This is a genomic window from Tardiphaga sp. 20_F10_N6_6, from assembly GCF_052076045.1.
Taxonomy (GTDB): Bacteria; Pseudomonadota; Alphaproteobacteria; order Rhizobiales; family Xanthobacteraceae; genus Tardiphaga; species Tardiphaga robiniae.
The window spans coordinates 4,383,959-4,403,922 of the sequence record NZ_CP197239.1; the positions used below are offsets into that span (position 1 = coordinate 4,383,959).

The window sequence follows — 19,964 nt, forward strand, 5'->3', positions numbered from 1 at the left end:
GCTCGCAGTCGTGCCACCCTCCCCCTAGCGTGGCTACGCCACGCTAGGGGGAGGGATAAGCGGAGCTCCGTTACTTCTTCACACCCAATCCCAACGCATCCGCCATCACGCGAAACACTTCCGTATTATCCATCGCGCCCTTCACGCGGTCGCTGCCGGGACCGGTGGCGGTGAGGATCACGTCCTCGCCGGAATGCACGCTGGCGCCCATCATTGCCGGCAGGTTGCCGAGCCGCAGCATGCTGCCGGGCGCATTCTTGTATTTCTCGTTGGCCTTGAAGGTACCGGGCTCGTCGCCCTTCTCGGTCGGATCGTTGGGGTTGTCGAGCTTCGGCCGCAGCGTCTCATAGTGGTCGGGCAGGCTGGCCGACATGATCGCGAGCCGCCGGCTGACATCGATGCGCGATGGATAGCCTTCGGCATCCGGCGCGGGGTAGTTCGGGAAGCCGGCCTTCTCATAGACGCCAAGCCGTTCGCGCAGGGGCAGGTTTGACTCCTTGCTCATGTCGTCATTGACGGTGCCGACGAGGCTGTTGGGATGGCTGTGGTCGGAGACGACGAGGATGAGCGTGTCGTCGCCGCGCTTGGCCGCCCAGTCGCGCGCCAGCTTCACGGCATTGTCGAGCATGATGACGTCATAGACGGCGCGGTCCATGTCGAGCAGATGGGCGTATTTGTCGATCAGGCCCGACTCGACCATCAGGAAGAAGCCGTTGTCGTTGCGCGACAGGATCTTGAGCGCGCCATGCACCTGCTCGGTCAAATCAGGCTGTTGCGGATATTTCTTCACGCCGCCGCCGCCGAGAAACTTGCGGTCCAGCACGCCGTCCATATTGCCGGGCGTGAAAAGTCCAAGCAGCTTGCGCGTCTCCGGCTTCTTGGCGAGGCCGTTCAGTTCGGGCGCCGTGGTCGCCACCGAATAACCGGCATCACGGAAGCGTGCGACATAGTCGACGTCATCCTTGCGCTTCGATGTCGCGGCCGCCTGCGGCAGGAAATTCGCTGCGCCGCCGCCCATCAATACGTCCGGTTTGGCCGCAAGGAACTGCGCGACGATCTCGTCATAGGCCGCGCGGCGGCGGGTATGCGCGATCATCGCGGCGGGCGTCGCGTCCTCGACCTCGGTATTGGTGACAATGCCGATCGCCAGATCGAGCTTGCGCTTCGCGAGGCTGGTGATGGTTTCGACCTGCGGATCGTCGAACACATTCGCGGTGCGATCCGCATAGACGCCCATCGCATTGGTTGCGGTCTTGTGGCCGGTGGCATAGGCGCTGGCCGAATTGGCGGAATCGGTGATGATGGAATCGGAGCCCGCCGTTGCCACCATCGCCATATGTGGCATGTCGTCCATCGCGAGCTTGCCGCGGCTCTTGCCTTCGGTGATGCCCTTCGAAAGAATTCTGGCGCCGACGCGGTGCGCCAGCGACATACCGTCGCCGATAAACAGGATCACATTCTTCGCCTTGCGCGGACCGGTATCGTAGACGTTCCACGTCACCGCGCGGCTGCGCACGCCGTCGCTGACTTCGATCTTGTAAGTCCCGGCTTTGTCGAGCGTCACGTCGCGCAGCAGCAAGGCGGACTGATCCTTGCCGTCTTCCTTCGCGATGTAGTCCGGGGATTTGCCGAACGCTGCGGTCTGATCGGCGCCGTTGATCGTCACCTTGATGTCGGCGGCCTGAACGAGTTCGGGAAACTCGACCTTGAAGTCGAATTTCGCGCCCGCGAGGATATCAGCGCGGTCGAGCGGATAGATCGTCTGCGCGCAGATTGGCGCGCTCATGAAAAAAGCCGCAAACGCGGCCAGCAACGACGTGTTTCTCATGGTGGACGTCCCGAGCGAGAGCCTGCGTGAGGCGATGTCCTTCCAATATAACGGCCGGATGACGTGACGACGACATCCGGCCGTTTGATCTTATAGTTCGAGCGTCTCCGCCGCGCCCTCAGCTCTTGTCGTTGTCGAGCTTCGGAATGTTTGAGCCTTCGCCAGCGCTCAGCAGGCCCGTCTTCGCATAGAGATCCAGCTTGGCGCGAGTATCGGTGATGTCGAGGTTGCGCATGGTGAGCTGGCCAATCCGGTCGGCTGGCGTAAACGGCGCATCCTCGACCTTCTCCATGCTCAGCCGCTCCGGCGCGTAGGTCAGGTTGGGGCTCTCGGTGTTCAGGATCGAGTAGTCATTGCCGCGGCGCAGTTCGAGCGTCACCTCGCCGGTGATCGCACGCGCGACCCAGCGCTGCGCCGTCTCGCGCAGCATCAAGGCCTGGGAATCGAACCAGCGTCCCTGATAAAGCAGCCGCCCGAGCCGCATGCCGCTGATGCGATACTGCTCGATGGTATCTTCGTTGTGGATGCCGGTGACAAGACGCTCATAGGCGATGTGCAGCAGCGCCATGCCCGGCGCTTCATAGATGCCGCGGCTCTTGGCCTCGATGATCCGGTTCTCGATCTGGTCACTCATGCCGAGGCCATGGCGGCCGCCGATGACATTGGCCTCGAGGAACAGCGCGACAGGATCGGTGAAGGTCTGGCCGTTCAGCGCAACGGGCTGGCCATCCACAAACCGCACCACGACCTTCTCAGCCTTGACGGCGCAGTCGTCGCGCCAGAACGGCACGCCCATGATCGGGTTGACGATCTTGATGCCGCTGTCGAGCTGTTCGAGATCCTTGGCCTCATGCGTGGCGCCGAGCAGATTGCTGTCCGTCGAATACGCCTTCTCGGCGCTCATCTTGTAAGCGAAGCCGTGGGCGGTCATGAAGGCCGACATTTCGGCGCGGCCGCCCAGTTCGTCGATGAACTGATCGTCGAGCCAGGGCTTGTAGATCTTCAGGTCCGGATTGGTCAGCAGTCCGTAGCGGTAGAACCGCTCGATATCGTTGCCCTTATAGGTCGAGCCGTCGCCCCAGATATTGACGCCGTCTTCCTTCATGGCCGAGACCAGCATCGTGCCGGTGACGGCGCGCCCGAGCGGCGTGGTGTTGAAATAGGCGATGCCGCCGGTCGAGACATGGAACGCGCCGGATTGAATCGCGGCAATGCCTTCGTGAACGAGTTGCGCGCGGCAATCGACGAGGCGCGCCTTCTCGGCGCCGAACTCCATCGCCTTGCGTGGAATCTCGTCGTAGTCAGCTTCGTCGGGCTGACCGAGATTGGCGGTGTAGGCGAAGACCTTGGCGCCCTTCTGCTTCATCCAGAGCAGCGCCGCTGACGTGTCGAGGCCGCCGGAGAAAGCGATGCCGACGTTTTTGCCCTTGGGCAGGCTCTTCAAGATCGTGGTCATGGAACGTCCAATCGGGGCAGTTTCTGCGGCCAGCGATAGCCCGGCCGGGCAAAGCACGTCAACGCGGCATCCGCTTGAGGCCGCTCAATCGTGGTGCTGCTCGGTGATCCGGTTGACGAAAGACGGCTTTGGCTGCCGCCCGATCATGCGCAGCCGCCAGCGATAGCCGGGCCAGGCGATCCTGGTCAGCCAGCGATCGACGTCCTCATCCGTCATCCGGGTCGAGGGCCAGCGGTAAATCCATCCGTGAATCAACCAGATAACCAGGAACGACACGAGGCCGGCGATGGTCACGTCGGTAAAGAAATGGCCGCCGAAAGCCATCCGCCAGCCCGAGGTGGCGATTCCGAAGACCGTCGCTGCCACATAGGCGTAGGGCCGCACCGAGGGCGGCGCGAGCGCGGCCGGAGCATAGGTCCAGAACGCCGTGGCGCCCTCGCCCGAGAAGAACGAGCAGTTGCGCCCGCATTGGCCGGTTGGATCCCACCACGCCTTGAACTCCCAGGGCCCGTTGAATTCCGTCACCATCACCGGCCGCGGCCGGCTCCAGAAGGTCTTGAAGGTGAAATTGGTCAGGACTCCGGCCGACATCAGCATGGTGAGGATCAGGAAGGCCATGGTGCGGCCCTTCACGAGCAGCGGCCGGTTGGGCCAGATCAGCTTCACGATCAGCGCGAGGATCGAGGGCGCGACAAAGGCCCATGCGATCCACATCGCCGCATCGCGGGCGAATTGCGCATAGGGCAGCGACGTCGTGGGGAAGCGTCTGGTCTCGGGATCGTAAAACAGTGCCGCGAGCTTGAGGTCGAGGTCGGGCCAGACTCCGAACATAATGGCAATGGCGGCAAACAGCCCAAGCGCGACGAGGAGTCCGGTCCGGTTCATGGCGGGCGGTTTAACCGAGGCAGGAGTTGAAGGAAAGGCAGTGCACTAGGGGCCGGCCGCGACATCGGGCTGCGGTGGTGCGCGCCGTGGCTGCCGCCAGGCGCCGGCATTGCGGCCCGCGATCACCCAGTAGATCAGTCCGGCAACGATACCCGCGCCGGTCATGACTTCGAGATGCCGACGTACAATGCCGTCGAAACTCATCGTGGCAGGGTCATAGGGGATCAGGCCGAGATAACAGGCGAGACCGACTGCCGCGCCGCCGAGTGCATAGACGATGACGCTGCGAATATAGAAAGCCTCGGTGATGAGGACGACGAGCATCGCCGGGATCAGCGCAAAGCCGCTGATGAAGATAAAGCCGAAGCCGAGCAGGATGTTGATCGTGTTCGGGTCGATGACGCCGGTATCGAGCGCGCTGAGTTCCGGAAACAGGATCGAGAACACCACGATGGCGCCGCCAATGAGACAGGCTGCGCAGAAGCCGAGAAAGATAACGAACAGGCGGCCGATCAGCGCCATCGTCAGTCCGTCATCGCCATCGCGCGCAAAGCCTGACGCTCACGCGCCGACAGTTTCTCGGTCTCCGACTTCAACTGGCCGCAGGCAGCGAGAATGTCGCGGCCGCGCGGCGTGCGCACCGGCGAGGAATAGCCGGCATTGAAGATATATTCGGAGAACTTCTCGATCTGGTCCCAGTCGGAACATTCGTAGCGCGTGCCGGGCCACGGATTGAACGGGATCAGATTGATCTTGGCATGGATGCCCTTGAGCATCTTGACCAGCAGCTTGGCGTCCTCGAGCGAGTCGTTGACGCCTTTCAGCATCACATATTCGAAAGTGATGCGCCGTGCGTTGGACGCGCCGGGATAATCGCGGCAGGCCTGCATCAGCTGTTCGAGGGGATATTTTTTGTTGAGCGGCACCAGCTCGTTGCGCAGCTCATCGCGTACTGCATGCAGCGAGATCGCCAGCATGACGCCGATCTCGTCGCCGGTGCGCTTGATGTTCGGCACCACGCCGGAGGTCGACAAAGTGATACGCCGTCGCGAAATGCCGATGCCTTCATTGTCCGACACGATCAGCAGCGCGTCGCGCACCGCATCGAAATTGTAGAGCGGCTCGCCCATGCCCATCATCACGATATTGGTGACGCGGCGGTTGCCGTCTGGCGTTTCCCTGTCGGCCCAGTCGTTGAGGCGGTCGCGGGCAACCATGATCTGGCCGACGATTTCGCCGGCCGTCAGGTTGCGGACCAGTCGCTGGGTACCGGTGTGGCAGAACGAGCAGTTCAGGGTGCAGCCGACCTGGGAGGAGACGCAGAGCGTGCCGCGGTCGGTTTCGGGGATATAGACGCACTCGACCTCATGGGCCTTCTCGCCGGCGGTACCTGAAGGCAGCCGCAGCAGCCATTTCCGGGTGCCGTCATTGGAGATCTGCTCGACCACGATCTCGGGCCGTGCCACCGTGAAATGCTTCTCGAGGTCTTCGCGCATGCCTTTGGAAATACTGGACATTTCGGCGAAGGTCTGGACGCCCCGGACATACATCCAGTGCCAGATCTGCTGCGTCCGCATCTTGCGCTGGGCCGGCGCCACGCCGATGGAACCGAGCTTTTCCGCGATTTCCGTGCGCGACAGGCCGATGAGGGACGGCTTGGCCAGCGGCACATAGGTCTCGGTGGCGATCTTCTCCAGCGGCATCTCGCCCGCGGGCAATGCGCGGGAAGCGTCGATGGCGGAGCTTGATACGGAAGCACTTGCCTCGGCTGAAACGGGGGTCATGGCGTTCGATCTATGATGTCGCGGGAAATCTGGCCTTAAACAGGCCGATCTCAAATAAGCTTTTCGCGCCCGAATGAAAAGGCGCGAAATGCGGCAATATTAACGGCGACAAGGATTTAGCCGGTGTTTGGCGGCAATTACCGCCGGCAATCCTGCGCCAGCCGGTCCAGCGCCTGGGCCAAGCCCTTCAGCGAAAACGTGTCGGTGGTCTCGGTGCCCTTGGCGGAGACGCCCTTCACGGTCACGTCGGCCGCCTTGCGCAGGGCTTCCACCATGCGCTCTTCTTCGGCGGCATTCTTGATCCAGAGCCCGTCGCCCTGCGTATACATCGCATAGCGCGCGCCGCCGACTTCCAGCGTGGACTCGGAGCCCGGCTTCAACTGATAGCCGATCATGATCGAGACTTCGTTGGTCACCTTCTCGGCCGGGCGGGTCGAGACGAAGGCGTAAGCGGGATCGCGCGGGCGGTTCGCCGGATTGGTCTTTGACGACGCCGGCTTGGCCAGCGCAAAGCAGACTTTCTTGCCGTTCGGTGTCGCGGTGTAGGCGCCCCACGAGCCGAACTGTCCGACCAGCGTGGGCTCGGCGCCACCCGCTGCAGCAGGCGCCGCGGCTGCTGGCTTTGCCGGTGTGGGCGCTGCCTTCGGTGCGGCGGCCTTGCCCTTCGATGCAGCGCTCTGCGCCTGCGCAAGATCGGAGATACCGACCATCGCTATACTCATCGACACAACTGTCAGGAATCGCCGCACGGACATCAAGTCTCGATCCTCTATCATTGTGACTGGAAGATGGCTCGCAACAAGACGGCTTTACCAAGACGATCTGGAATCGCTGACGTCACGATGTCTGCCATATCCGCAAATCGCTTTCTTGAAAAGGCAGACGCGACTCCCGCAAGGATAGCAGTCCTTGCCTTGCTGCGCGCTGACGGCGCAGGAGTCATCCTCAGTTTTCTGCTCAGTTTTTTGCACGCGCCGCACGCTGCGCTGCCCACTGCGCATCGCTCCACTGCAGCAGATCCTCTGCGCCAGATGCGCGCAGGTGTGCGCCCCCATCCTGCACCACCATCTCGCCATTGATATAGCCGGCCTGATCGGAAATCAGGAAGCTTGCGAGATTTGCGAGCTCGCTGTGTTCGCCGACGCGGCCGAGCGGGTTCTGCGCCGCAGGGCCGCTGTCGCGTCCCTCGGGCCGCAGCTGCCCGGTCGCACCCGTGGTGGGGAACGGGCCGGGCGCGATCGCGACGGTGCGGATGCCTCTGGGTCCCCACTCCACCGCGAGCGACTTCGTCATTGCAAGGATTCCAGATTTGGCCATCGCCGATGGCACCGTGAAGGCGCGCCCGGTGATCGTGGATGTCGAGAGGATGCTCAGCACGACGCCCTTGTGGTGTCCTGCGATCCAGCGCCGTCCGGCTTCAAGGGTGCAATACATGGCGCCGTGCAGCGTCGGTGCGAGGATCGCATCGGCGGCGCGGGCAGAGAGGTGCTCGCTCTGTGCGATGAAGGTGGCCGCGGCATTGTTGACGAGGACGTCGAGTGGCCCGTCGCGCCAGATTGTCTCCATCATCGCCTCGACCGCCGCTGCGTCACGAATGTCGCAGGTGAAGGTGCTGACCTTGGCGCTGAAGTCGGTACGCAGTTGTGCTGCAGTTTGTTCGAGCTGTTCAAGTCGGCGACCGCAGATGATGAGCTCGGCACCCAGCTCCGCAAAGCGGCGACTCATGGACGCACCGAGGCCGGAACCGCCGCCGGTGACCAGAATGCGCCTGTTGGCGAGCAGCGTTGTTTCGAACATGGGACGGTTCCTCGGTTGGCCGCGTGGCGGAATTACCTTTTCTCGAATCAGATTGTAGCGCGCCGTCAAATCCGGCATGACTCCCTTCAACTGTCTCAAGCCGAAGGTCAGATGATCAGATGAAAGCCATTCTCTGCTCGCAATTCTGCGAACCCGATGATCTCGTTCTCGCCGATATCGATGATCCCGTTGCCGGTGACGGTCAGGTCGTTATCGCCATCAAGGCGGCGGCGCTGAATTTCTTCGACATTCTGATGATCCAGGGCAAATACCAGATCAAGCCGCCGTTCCCGTTCTCGCCGGCTGCGGAAGTCGCTGGTGTGATCGAGAGCATCGGCAGCGGCGTGACCGGCTTCAAGGTTGGTGACCGTGTGGTTGCATCTGTGGGCCACAATGGCGCCCGTGAAAAGATCGCGGTGCCTGCGGCATCCGCCGTGAAGATTCCCGACAATCTCGATTTCGATCGCGCCGCCGGCGTGATCATCACTTACGGCACGGCGCTGCATGCGCTGGAAGACCGCGCCAGCCCGAAGCCCGGCGAGACGCTGGCCGTGCTCGGCGCCGCGGGCGGCACTGGGCTCGCGGCCTGCGAACTCGGCAAGCTCTTGGGTCTCAAGGTCATCGCCTGCGCATCGTCGGACGAGAAGCTGGAATTCGCCAAGAAGCACGGCGCGGATATTGGGCTGAACTACGCGACCGAAGATCTGAAGGAAGGTCTGAAGAAGCTGACGGACGGCAAGGGTGTCGACATCATCTTCGATCCGGTGGGCGGCAAATATGCCGAAGCCTCGCTGCGCGCTATCGCTTGGGAAGGCCGCTTCCTGGTGATCGGCTTCGCCGCCGGCGACATTCCGAAGATGCCGCTTAATCTCGCGCTGCTGAAAGGCTGCGACATCCGCGGCGTGTTCTGGGGCGCCTGGGTACGGCAGAATCCCGAGAAGAACCGCGCCAATCTGGAAAAGCTGGTGAAGTGGGCCGCCGAAGGGAAGATCTCATCCCATGTCGACAGGACTTTCCCGTTAGCCAAGACAGCCGATGCGTTGAAGGTACTGGCGGGCCGTCAGGCCATGGGCAAAGTGATCCTTCATCCATAAAGCTGAATGAGGCGGACGCGGATTACGCGTCCGTTTCACCCTTCGCCAATCCACGTGCGATGGCCGCTCTGGCGGCTTCGCGGTGGTCCTCGTTGATGTGGCTCGCCACCATGCGCAAGGCGGTGGCCAGCACCGCGGCATCATCAGTGAATCCCAGAACGGGCAGCATGTCCGGCACGAAATCGAATGGCAGCACGAAATAGGCGATGGCGCCGAGCAGCGCCGCCTGGACATGGCGCGGTGTCTGCCGGTCGAAGGCGCAGTAGTAAGCCGCCAGCAAGTCTTCGGCGAAAGGCAGCTTGACCGCCAGTCGCTTGAGCTTGTGCCAGAACTGCTTGCGTACGCTTTCGCGGTCTTTGGCCAGTTCATCGGCTGGCTCGAAGCCCACGCTGTGGTCGGTTGCCATCGGCAATGTCCTCACGGCTGCAGTTTGCAGCCTTTCCGGTAAATGGTGATCCGGCTCCGGCGTCGCAACATTCAGCAACGCTCAGGAGTGGCCGAGTTGCCCGGCGATGGTATTCATGGCCCTGGCCAGATCGACGTCGCGCTTGGTGACGCCATCGGCGTCGTGGGTGGACAGTACTACCTCCACTGTCTTGTAAACATTGCGCCATTCCGGATGGTGGCCGCTCTTCTCGGCGACCAGAGCGACCCGCGCCATGAAACCGAAGGCCTCGTTGAAATCCTTGAACGTAAAGGTCCGGGCGATGGCATCGCGCCCGGAAACCTCGCTCCAGCCCGAGAGCTCCTTGAGCGCCGCCTTGCGGGCCTCGGCCGAGAGTCGTTCCACCATGCCAACCTCCTGCTTCACTTGAACTTTACTCTAACGCCCGGTGACACAGTTGGGATCCATGCCACAATAAGGCAGCAAATGCCGCGCATGCAGGAAAGTAACCAATCGCGCCGGTAACCATGCTGCCGGTGGAACGGCGCGTCGACCCGAAACTTTGCTACATTGTCGCTCGAACCCATTTGGCGCAGATGAATTTGAAGCGATTGTTTTCCAGATCCATGGCAGACGGTCCCGATGTTATCGGGCCGATAGGGCCGCCGTCACCGCGGTCGATCCGGCGCAAGATGACGCTGATTACGCTGGCCGGGACTCTGGCGATCGTTGCTGCCGTGGCTGGCGCTTACTACTTCGCCATGAAGCCGGTACCGCTGCGGATCGCCGTCGGTCCGCCGAACAGCGACGACGTCAAGGTGGTGCAGGCGCTGGTGCAATCGTTCTCGCGCGATCACTATACAGTCCGGCTGCGACCGATCCTCACCGAAGGAGCCACCGCCAGCGCCAAGGCGCTCGCGGATGGCAAGGCCGATCTCGCGATCATCCGCGGCGATCTCGAAGTGCCAAAGAATGCGCGCGCCGTCGCCACGCTGCGCAAGAACGTTGCTGTGATCTGGGTGCCGCCGGCCGCCAAGGGCAAGAAATCCGGGCCGAAGATCACCAAATTCTCGCAGCTCGCCGGACGCCGCGTCGGCGTGATCGGCAAGACGCAGGCCAACGTCAACCTGCTGAACATCATCCTGCGGCAATATGGCGTCGATCCGGCCAAGGTCACCATCGTGCAGTTCTCGACCACCGAAGTGGCTGAGGCCGTGAAGGACCAGAAGGTCGATGCGTTCATCGCGGCAGGTCCGGTGAACAGCAAGATCACCAATGATGCGATCCAGGCTTCGAGCCGCGATGGCACGCCGACCTTCCTCGCGATCGATTCCGCAGAAGCCATCGCGCAGAATTTCCCGATGTATGAATCATCGGAAATTCCTGCAGGCGCATTCGGCGGCGCGCCGGCGCGGCCGGACGACGACGTCAAGACCATCAGCTTTTCGCATCACATCGTGGCACGGCAGAGCCTGTCTGATGTGACCATCGCCGCCTTCACGCGGCAGCTGTTTGCGATCCGTCAGCAGATCATCAACGACTTCCCGCTGGCGGCGAAGATCGAGACGCCGGATACCGATAAGGATGCGGTGATCCCCGTGCATCCCGGCGCGGCCGCCTATGTGGATGGTGAAGAAAAGACCTTCCTCGATCGCTATAGCGATTACATCTGGTGGAGCCTGATGGGGCTCTCGGCGATGGGCTCGATCGGCGCCTGGTTCGCGAGCTATCTGAAGAAGGATGAGCGCAACGTGAATGTGTCAGAGCGCGATCGTCTGCTCGACATGATTGCCGCCGCGCGCAAGAGCGAGTCCCTCGAAGAGCTCGATACGATGCAGGCGGAAGCCGACGATATTCTGCGTCATACGCTGAATTGCTACGAGCATGGTGCCATTGAGGAAGGCACGCTGACAGCCTTCAATATTGCGCTCGAGCAATTCCACAACGCCGTCGCCGACCGCAAGGCGCTGATCGGCATGATCCCGCCGGAGCCGATGAATCCGCCGGAGCAATTGCGTCAGCCGCCGCGGCCGCTGGCGGTCTAGAGTCTTTCGTTTTGACGCGTTTTCTTCACGCGAACCGGGACCACTTCGCTTGAAAACGCTTTAGCGCTTGAGATAGCGCCAGCCGATCACGACGCCGCTCGCCGAGACGATGGTGCCGAGAATCGACAGCAGCCACACCACGATGTCCCAGGCCGGGCGATACATCAACAACAGCTGAAAATCGAAACTGTGCAGCGCATTGAACAGCCAGCGATAGGTACGCCGGCTTGAGTCGACGCGGCCGAGAATGTCGCCGGTGACCGGGCTGATGTGAAACCAGGTTTGCGCGTCGTCATCGAATTTGGCGCGTAACACCGGCAATTCGCGGTCATTGTGGTGCGCGTACCAATAAGCGTCGTATTTTCCGAGGGTTATCTGGCGTTCGAGGCGCGAATCCGGAAGCAGTTTTGTTGCGGCGTTCCAGAGGCGGTCTTGCGGCAGTCTTGCGATTTCGCCGCTTGTCGGATTGATCGCCATCTTCGTGCCGTCGCGCTTCGCGACGATCATCAGCGGCATGCCGTCGATCCATACGAAGCGCGCTTCGACCGCGGCCTTGTCCGCCGGTGCGCGAATGGCCGCAGGGATATCAGGCGCGTCGTGGCCGGCATAGCGTTGCAATACCTCACGTGGCGTATTGCGGTCGGCAAAAACGCGGCCGGGATCAAGCGACAGCCAGCCCGAGAACATCCAGGTCAGCACGAACAGCCCGGCGATCAGTCCGGTGACGTGATGCCATGCCATCCAGCCGCGATAGGGCGTGATGTTGCCACTCGCATAGCGTCGCTTGAGGCGCACGCGCAGAATGCCGATCCAGATTCCGGTAACGCCGACGATCAAACAGATGCCGGAGATCCACAGCACCACGAGTCGCCACAGCGGACCGTCCTTGCGCAACACGGTCGGATAGATCCAGTGCGGGATCGAGCCGAGCCAGTTCCAGACGCGCTCGGTGCGGTTGGTATCGAGTGCGATCTCGCCGGAGCGCGAGGAGACGTAAAGCTTGGTGCCGGCATCGTCGCCGAGTGTGATCAGATACAATGGTCGCAGCGGATCGTAACGCGCGGTGACACTCCATTGGTCGCGATCGACAATCTCTTCGAGCTGCGGTGATCGGCTTGCGGGATGATGCTGCGCGACTGCAAGTGCCTGCAGTTCGTTGATCTCGGTGATGGTACGGCCATCGACGGCGGAGATGGTTTGCCGTTTGCCGTCCCAGCCAGTCAGCCGATATACCGGCTCGTCGGCAATCATGTTCAATCGCAATTCGCGCGGATAGCGCGTGGCACCGGCAGCCTTCATCGCCTCGTCGGGAGAGAGCGCCACTTTCTCCCAGACGATATCGGGCAATGCCGCCAGCCGCTCTTTATCGGAGAGGCCGGGAAACGCGACATACATCATCACCACGCCCGAGATGAACCACATCGCGAAGAAGAGACAGGTGACGATACCGATCCAGCGGTGGCCGATATACAGCCACCGCCGGAGTGTGCGTGTCAGCTTGCGTGACAAGTTCAGAATTTCACGTTGACAGCGAGTTGGGCGGTGCGTGGCATGCCGAGCATCCACTGATTGTCGCTGTAGCTCGACGTCGCGTAGATCTTGTCGAACAGGTTGTAAACGCGCAGCGACACCGTGGTGTTGACGTCCGGCTTCCATTGCAGGCCGGCATTCACAACTGTGTAGCTCGGCATTTCCAGCGTATTCGCGTTGTCTGCATAGGTCTTGCCGACAATCTGCACGCCGGCATTGGCCGACCAGTTTGGCGCAAAGCCCCATGTTGCCCAGATATTGGAGACGTTCTGCGGGACATTGATCGGGACGTTGCCGGCAAAATTCACGCCGCTGGCCTGCAGGAAGTCGTCATACTTTGCGCGCAGGAGCGCGGTGTTGGCATCGATGCGCCAGCCGTATTCGAGCACGAGACCGATCGAGGCCTCGACACCGCGCGATGACTGCTGGCCGACCTGCTGAACCGCTCCGCCGCTACCGGGAACGACGGCCAGCAGATTGTTCTTCACGATCTCATAGGCAGCGAGCGTCCACTCGCCGCGGCCGCCCCAGAACGACTGCTTGACGCCGATCTCGGCCTGTTTGCCGGTCGCGAGGTCAAACTTCGCATTGGCGTTACTCGCCGAGATCAAGCCGCCGATGGTATCGACCGCCGTCGAATACTGGCCATAGAAAGCAAGGTTCTGAATCGGCGTATAGACGACGCCGGCGCGCCACGAGGTCGCCGAATAGTCCCGGGTGTAGCTGTTGGCGGGGGTGCGATAGTCGGTTCGTTCGACGGTCGGTTGGTCCTGGCGGACGCCGGCGATCAGCGACAATTGTTCGGTGACGGCCAGTCGGTTCTCGGCGAAGAATGCGTACTGATTGGCGACGCTCTTGAAGCCGGGAATCGTCGGGTCCGGGCTGCTGAACAGGCCGGGATCGAAATTATACGGATTGACCGATGAGGACCCGCTAAACGGCGAATTGTTGGTGTGCTTGAAGTCGATGCGGTTAACGTCGAAGCCCGCCACGAAGGTGTTGACCATGCCGAACAGATGGCCCTCGAAGGTGGCGTCCATGCGGTCGCCGATCTGCTGCTGCTGGTGGAAGATCTCGAGATAATCGCCGCGATCGATCAGGCCGGTGCCGGAATTGAAGCCGTAGATCTCGACCTCCTTCCAGTGGCGCTTCGCATACATGTAATAGAGCGTGTTGCGCAGGGTGATGCCGTCGGCCACCTGCCACTCGGTCTTCACCTGGCTCCAACTGTCCTGATAGCGGATGTTGCTGTCGCTGACATTGTAGTTCTTGAAGCGGATCGCCTCATTGAGCTGGCCGTTAATCAGCGGCGTGCCGAAATATTTTGATGGATGGCGGTCGCCATAGTCGGTGGAGAGCGTCCAGGTGATGTCCTCGGTCTGCTTGATCTGCACGGCGGCGTGCAGCGCGATGTTCGAGGTGTTGTCGCGATCGACCCAACCATCGGACGCGTTGCCGGTGACGGCGATACGATAGGCGACGTCCTTGCTGACCGGGCCGCCGCTATCGAGAGCGATGCGGCGCGTCATGTTGCTGTCCAGAGAGATTTCGGCCTGGTTGCGTGGCACCCAGAGCGGCAGTTTCGAAATCACGTTGATAGCGCCGCCGATGGCGCCTTCGCCATACATGACGGAGGCGGGGCCGCGCAGCACTTCGATCTTCTCGGCGGTCCAGGTGTCGAAGGGGAAGTTCACCGTGCCGGAGCCGACATAGAGGCGTGTGCCGTCATAGAGCGAGGTGACTGAGCCGCTGCCGGCGAAGCCGCGGGTGCTGAAAGCAATGCCACCATTGCCGGGTTCGCCAATGGCCGTAAAGCCGGTGGCATTCTGCGTGACGGCATCGACGACGTTCTGCTGGCCGCGTTCGGCCATGGTTTCTGCCGAGATCACTTCGACGCTGGCCGGCGTCTGCAGGCGCGTGAGGCCGAGGCGGCTGCCGGTGGATGTAGTGCCTGTGAGGTTGAGCGTCGGCGCTGCGAAGACAGCGCCTGTCGGCGTGGCAACCGGCGCGCCGGTATTGGCAGCGACATTGCGCTGCTGCCGCGAGCGCGCAGCGCGCGATGCATTGCCGTTCGTGGCGCGGCGTGCGCGCTGAGGCGTCGCTGACGGCTGAACGACAACAGGATCGAGCGTCTGGCTCGACTGTGAGGTTTGCGACCAGCTTTCGCTCGGACACAACAAGCAGGAGAGGGCAACAGAATAAAGAAAGGGAGCATGTCGCTTCAATGCGACGGGAGAAACGGAGGTCATGAACAGGACTCGCGGTTACGTGGCACGTCACCGCAAACCAAGTCGCCCCGCCGCTTTCAAACAGGCAGTGTGACTTCCACCAGGACACCCCGCCCAATGTGCTCGCGTGTGACCACGACTGGCGGCAGGTCTCCTGGCTCGCGGGTCACTGCCTGTCGCCGCCTTCCCAGGTGAACACCCAGTGGCTCTTGGCGCAGGCTCGCCGCTTACAGTTGCGGGGGCAGCCGCGGAATCGGGGGATCCCCCTCACCGCATTCCCTTTTGATCCCCGAAGGGAACCGTCGCGTTCACGTTAAGGTGAAATTTCCAAATGTGTCAATCAAGCTGCCAATCATTCGCAGCTTGCTTTGGCGGGTGTTGATATTGCGCATCACCTGTCATCGCAGCGTCAAGCGATCTGCCTAGAGCCACTGGTGCCAGAGCCAGGATCAGGAGTTCGCCATGGCGCTACATATTTCCCGTCGTCGCTTCCTCGCGCACTCAGCCGCAGCAGGCGCAAGCTTCCTGGCGATGCCTTACCTCAGCCGTGCGGCGGATCGTCCGGTGGTGTCGCATGGCGTGCAGTCCGGCGATGTCGGGACGAGCAGTGGCATGATCTGGTCGCGCGCCGATCGTCCGGCGCAGATGATGGTGGAAGTCGCCACCACCGAATCCTTCAGCAATGCGCGCGCCTTGCCGCCGATTGCAGCGCTGCCCGAGAGCGATTTCACGGCGAAGCTGCTGCTCGATAATCTGCCGGCCGGGCAGGACATCTTCTACCGCGTCAAATTCCGCGATCTCTCGCATACCGACATCGTCGGCGAGCCCGTGATCGGCCGCTTCCGCACCGCGCCGGCGGATCGCCGCGATGTGTCCTTTGTCTGGGGCGGCGATGTCGCCGGCCAGGGCTGGGGTATCAATGCTGACGATGGCGGCATGGTCACCTTCGCCACCATGCGAAAGCACAACCCGGATTTCCTGATCCATTCCGGCGATACGATCTACGCCGATGGTCCGATCCTGCCTGAAACGAAACTGCCTGACGGCGCGATCTGGAAGAACACCATCACGGTGCCGGAGAAGGCGAAGGTCGCCGAAACGCTCGATGAATTCCGCGCCGCGCACAAATACAATCTACTCGACGACAATGTCCGCGCATTCAATGCGCAGGTGCCGATCTTCGGCCAGTGGGACGATCACGAGGTCACCAACAACTGGTCGCTCTCGAAGCAGTTGCCGTCGTCTTACAAGGAGCGCGACATCACGCTACTGGCTGCGCGCGGCGCGCGTGCCTTTCACGAGATGTATCCGATCTCGGTCAATCTGACCGAACACGGCCGGGTCTATCGCACGCTCAATTACGGCCCGCATCTCGATGTCTTCATGCTGGACGAGCGCAGCTATCGCGGGCCCAACGGCCCGAATCTGCAGGAGAGCTATGGTCCGGATGCGTATTTCATCGGCCCGGAGCAGATGGCCTGGCTGAAGCGCGCCCTGATGGCGTCGAAGGCGACCTGGAAGGTCATCGCCTCCGACATGCCGATCGGCCTCGTCGTCTATGACAACGCTGCCGACAAAACCGGGTCTGAGGCCATTGCGCAGGGCGACGGGCCAGTGCGGGGCCGCGAGCTGGAAATTGCCGATATTCTGCGCTTCATCAAATCGGCCGGTATCCGCAACACGGTCTGGCTGACCGCCGACGTGCATTACACGGCGGCGCATTACTACAATCCGGAGAAGGCCCAGTTCCAGGATTTCGAGCCGTTCTGGGAGTTCGTTTCCGGGCCGTTCCACGCCGGAACCTTCGGCCCGGCGGCGCTCGACAATACCTTCGGTCCCGAGGTCCGTTTCGTGAAGGCGCCGGGGCCCGATAAGCAGAATTTGCCCCCGTCGGCCGGCATGCAGTTCTTCGGTCACGTCAAAATCGACGGCCAAAGCGGCCAAATGACCGTTACGCTCCGGGATCGGGCCGATATGGCCCTTTGGGCCACGGTTCTGGACCCGAAATTGGGCTAACCATTTGGCAGATTCGCATTGTTTTTCGGCGATTTCCCCCTATATTGCGCCGCAACGCGTCCGAGTACCCGGCCCCTTCTGGCCGGGTTTGCTTTTGGAGGGATTGCCCCAGCGCGTTTTCAGACGAGGCAGTTATCGAACGCGCTCGAGCGCAAGGCATAAGCCTTTTGTTGTCGAGCATGTCTTGTTGAACCCGCTCAAGGGCACCCAGACCGTAACCAGAAGAAGACCTATGAACCTTCGCAACATTGCTATCATCGCCCACGTTGACCACGGCAAAACCACTCTCGTGGACAAGCTGCTGCAGCAGTCGGGCACGTATCGCGACAATCAGCGCGTCCAGGAACGCGCGATGGATTCGAACGACATCGAAAAAGAGCGCGGCATCACCATTCTCGCCAAGTGCACCTCGGTGCTGTGGGATGAAGTCCAAATCAACATCGTCGACACCCCGGGCCACGCTGACTTCGGCGGCGAAGTCGAACGCATCCTGTCGATGGTCGATGGCGTGATCGTGCTCGTCGACGCTGCTGAAGGCCCGATGCCGCAGACCAAGTTCGTGGTCGGCAAGGCGCTGAAGCTCGGCCTCAAGCCGATCGTCGCGATCAACAAGGTCGACCGTCAGGACGCCCGCATCACCGAAGTCGTCAACGAAGTGTTCGACCTGTTCGCAGCGCTCGACGCCACCGACGACCAGCTCGATTTCCCGATTCTGTACGGATCGGGCCGCAACGGCTGGATGGCCGACAGCCCGGACGCGTCGCATGATGTCGGCATGAAGCCGCTGTTCGATCTCGTCATCAAGCATGTCGCGCCGCCGGTGGTTGAAGAAGGTGCGTTCCGCATGCTCGGAACCATCCTGGAAGCCAACCCCTATCTCGGTCGCATCATCACCGGTCGCATCTCGGCTGGTTCGGTGAAGCCGAACCAGGCCGTCAAGGTGCTGTCGCGTGACGGCAAGGTCGTCGAAACCGGCCGTATCACCAAGATCCTGGCCTTCCGCGGCCTTGAGCGCCAGCCGGTGGAACTCGCCGAAGCTGGCGACATCGTTGCCATCGCCGGCCTGCCGAAGGGCACTGTTGCCGATACCTTCTGCGATCCGTCGGTTGAAATTCCGATCCAGGCGCAGCCGATCGATCCGCCGACCGTGTCGATGTCCTTCATCGTCAACAACTCGCCGCTCGCCGGCACCGAAGGCGACAAGGTCACCAGCCGCCTGATCCGCGATCGCCTGTTGCGCGAAGCCGAAGGCAATGTCGCGCTCAAGGTCGTCGAATCCGCCGACCGTGACGCGATGGAAGTGTCGGGCCGCGGCGAATTGCAGCTCGCGATCCTGATCGAGAACATGCGCCGCGAAGGCTTCGAACTGTCGGTGTCGCGTCCGCGCGTGGTTCTCACCAAGGACGAGAACGGCAACACGCTGGAGCCGGTCGAGGAAGTCGTCATCGACGTGGATGAGGAATTCTCCGGCGTGGTCGTTCAGAAGATGAGCGAACGCAAGGCCGAGATGATCGAGATGCGTCCGTCGGGCGGCAACCGTCTGCGTCTGGTGTTCTACGCGCCGACCCGCGGCCTGATTGGCTATCAGGGCGAACTCATGACCGATACCAAGGGTACCGCGATCATGAACCGCCTGTTCCACGACTACCTGCCCTATAAGGGCGAGATCGCCGGCCGCCGTAATGGCGTGCTGATCTCCAACGACCAGGGCGAAGCGGTTGCCTACGCCATGTTCAAGCTGGAAGATCGCGGCCCGATGATGATCGAGCCCGGTTGGAAGGTCTACAAGGGCATGATCATCGGCGAGCACACCCGTGAGAACGATCTCGAACTCAACGTTCTCAAGGGCAAGCAGCTCTCCAACATCCGCACTACCTCGAAGGATGAAGCGGTGCGTTTGACGCCGCCGATCCGCATGACCCTTGAAAAGGCGCTGGCCTATATCGAGAGCGACGAGCTGGTCGAGATCACCCCGAAGTCGATCCGCCTGCGCAAGAAGCATCTCGATGCCAACGACCGCAAGCGCGCCGAAAAGACCAAGGAAGTGATCGCGTAAGCGCATTCTTTAGTGGATTACGAAATGCCCGGCGAGAGCCGGGCATTTTTGTTTGGTGCGATGCCTTCACTCCGCCCCTCGTGGTGAGGAGGCGCGCAGCGCCGTCTCGAACCATGAGTTGGTGTCGCGCCGACGCTTGTGGCCATCCTTCGAGACGCCGCTGCGCGGCTCCTCAGGATGAGGGCGGAGTCAATTTGCCGGCGCTCCCACCTGCTTCAACGGATCCGCCTTCGCAAACGCCTCCATCGCCTCGCAGGTGGCGACGATGCGATTGATGGTTGGAATACCTGCAATCTCGATCTTCAGCACCTTCATGGTTGCGGTGATGCTGAGCAGACAGATGTCGGCGATGGTCACCTCGTCGCCATGACAGAAGCGGCCGGTGGCGGGCTCGCTGGCGAGGCGCTTCTCCACGGCGACGAGGCCCGTGGTGAACCAGTGCACCAGCCAGGCGCGAACTGCGGCATCGTCAAAGCCGGCGGTGATGGCGAGATATTTCCGCACACGCGGCGTAATGAGCGGGTGGGTGTCGGCGGCCAGCATCGCGGCGATCGAACGCACCCGGGCGCGGCCGTGTGGATCGCTCGGCAGCAGCGGCGGGGTCGGATGGATCTCGTCGAGGAATTCCAGGATCGCCAGCGACTGCGTTAGCGGCAGGTGGCCGGGCTCGATCAGGGCCGGAATCGCGCCGAGCGGATTGATCTTGAGGAACGCGTCGCCGCGCTGCTCGCCCTTGTCGAGGTCGATCACGCGCTCGTGCGCTTCCAATCCCTTCAGGTTGAGCGCCACGCGGACGCGATAGGTCGCGGACGTCCGCCAGAAGCCGTAGAGTTCGAAATCGTGTGGGGCTGTCATGCATC

The 19,964-nt window shown here is 61.9% G+C and carries 16 protein-coding genes and 1 riboswitch; of the genes, 4 read left to right on the forward strand and 12 right to left on the reverse strand.

The genetic code is table 11. The annotated features are described in order from the left end of the window. Positions 1-70 precede the first annotated feature (70 nt). From AB7813_RS21135 to AB7813_RS21165, 7 genes are all read right to left on the reverse strand, one after another. Positions 71-1,828 (reverse strand): alkaline phosphatase, encoded by a 1,758-nt coding sequence (locus AB7813_RS21135; protein ID WP_439065521.1) that lies wholly within the window; start codon positions 1,826-1,828, stop codon positions 71-73. A 118-nt stretch (positions 1,829-1,946) separates the two neighbouring features. Beyond that, complete coding sequence (gene argG / locus AB7813_RS21140) at positions 1,947-3,284, reverse strand: argininosuccinate synthase (RefSeq protein ID WP_439065522.1); 1,338 nt, start codon at positions 3,282-3,284, stop codon at positions 1,947-1,949. An 84-nt stretch (positions 3,285-3,368) separates the two neighbouring features. Then, complete coding sequence (locus AB7813_RS21145) at positions 3,369-4,169, reverse strand: phosphatase PAP2 family protein (protein ID WP_439065523.1); 801 nt, start codon at positions 4,167-4,169, stop codon at positions 3,369-3,371. A 45-nt stretch (positions 4,170-4,214) separates the two neighbouring features. Beyond that, a complete protein-coding gene (locus tag AB7813_RS21150) occupies positions 4,215-4,691 on the reverse strand; it encodes a hypothetical protein (protein ID WP_439065524.1) in 477 nt (158 codons plus the stop codon). A 2-nt stretch (positions 4,692-4,693) separates the two neighbouring features. After that, complete coding sequence (gene rlmN / locus AB7813_RS21155) at positions 4,694-5,872, reverse strand: 23S rRNA (adenine(2503)-C(2))-methyltransferase RlmN (protein ID WP_439065943.1); 1,179 nt, start codon at positions 5,870-5,872, stop codon at positions 4,694-4,696. Positions 5,873-6,090: 218 nt separating this feature from the next. Beyond that, positions 6,091-6,708, reverse strand: coding sequence for an invasion associated locus B family protein (locus tag AB7813_RS21160; protein ID WP_176454685.1), 618 nt, complete (start codon positions 6,706-6,708; stop codon positions 6,091-6,093). Between the two features lie 202 nt (positions 6,709-6,910). Then, positions 6,911-7,750 (reverse strand): SDR family oxidoreductase, encoded by an 840-nt coding sequence (locus AB7813_RS21165; RefSeq protein ID WP_439065525.1) that lies wholly within the window; start codon positions 7,748-7,750, stop codon positions 6,911-6,913. A gap of 119 nt (positions 7,751-7,869) precedes the next feature. Here AB7813_RS21165 and AB7813_RS21170 point away from each other — a divergent pair, with 119 nt between their 5' ends. Beyond that, positions 7,870-8,844: an NADPH:quinone oxidoreductase family protein gene (locus AB7813_RS21170; protein WP_089266519.1), complete on the forward strand. Its 975-nt coding sequence runs from the start codon at positions 7,870-7,872 to the stop codon at positions 8,842-8,844. Between the two features lie 22 nt (positions 8,845-8,866). Here AB7813_RS21170 and AB7813_RS21175 read toward each other — a convergent pair whose 3' ends face one another. Then, entirely contained in the window at positions 8,867-9,250 is a 384-nt protein-coding gene (locus tag AB7813_RS21175; RefSeq protein ID WP_089266520.1) for a YkvA family protein, read from the reverse strand. 81 nt (positions 9,251-9,331) lie between these two features. Further along, a complete protein-coding gene (locus tag AB7813_RS21180; RefSeq protein ID WP_441228336.1) occupies positions 9,332-9,655 on the reverse strand; it encodes a 4a-hydroxytetrahydrobiopterin dehydratase in 324 nt (107 codons plus the stop codon). Positions 9,656-9,855: 200 nt separating this feature from the next. Between AB7813_RS21180 and AB7813_RS21185 the strand changes: the two genes are divergently transcribed. Then, positions 9,856-11,274, forward strand: coding sequence for a TAXI family TRAP transporter solute-binding subunit (locus AB7813_RS21185; protein WP_089266522.1), 1,419 nt, complete (start codon positions 9,856-9,858; stop codon positions 11,272-11,274). Positions 11,275-11,334: 60 nt separating this feature from the next. Here the strand turns inward: AB7813_RS21185 and AB7813_RS21190 are convergent, their stop codons facing one another. Continuing rightward, a complete protein-coding gene (locus AB7813_RS21190; RefSeq protein ID WP_441228337.1) occupies positions 11,335-12,783 on the reverse strand; it encodes a PepSY domain-containing protein in 1,449 nt (482 codons plus the stop codon). A gap of 2 nt (positions 12,784-12,785) precedes the next feature. Beyond that, entirely contained in the window at positions 12,786-15,053 is a 2,268-nt protein-coding gene (locus AB7813_RS21195; protein WP_441228338.1) for a TonB-dependent receptor, read from the reverse strand. 106 nt (positions 15,054-15,159) lie between these two features. Continuing rightward, positions 15,160-15,349, reverse strand: a riboswitch (cobalamin riboswitch). 145 nt (positions 15,350-15,494) lie between these two features. Between AB7813_RS21195 and AB7813_RS21200 the strand changes: the two genes are divergently transcribed. Beyond that, the gene (locus tag AB7813_RS21200; protein ID WP_441228339.1) at positions 15,495-17,048 is read left to right on the forward strand and encodes an alkaline phosphatase D family protein; all 1,554 of its coding nucleotides are present in this window, start codon (positions 15,495-15,497) and stop codon (positions 17,046-17,048) included. 232 nt (positions 17,049-17,280) lie between these two features. Next, on the forward strand, positions 17,281-19,104 hold the full coding sequence (typA, locus tag AB7813_RS21205) for a translational GTPase TypA (RefSeq protein ID WP_089266528.1): 1,824 nt from the start codon (positions 17,281-17,283) through the stop codon (positions 19,102-19,104). Positions 19,105-19,293: 189 nt separating this feature from the next. Here typA and maiA read toward each other — a convergent pair whose 3' ends face one another. Beyond that, positions 19,294-19,959, reverse strand: coding sequence for a maleylacetoacetate isomerase (gene maiA, locus AB7813_RS21210; protein WP_175369476.1), 666 nt, complete (start codon positions 19,957-19,959; stop codon positions 19,294-19,296). Between the last annotated feature and the right edge of the window lie 5 nt (positions 19,960-19,964).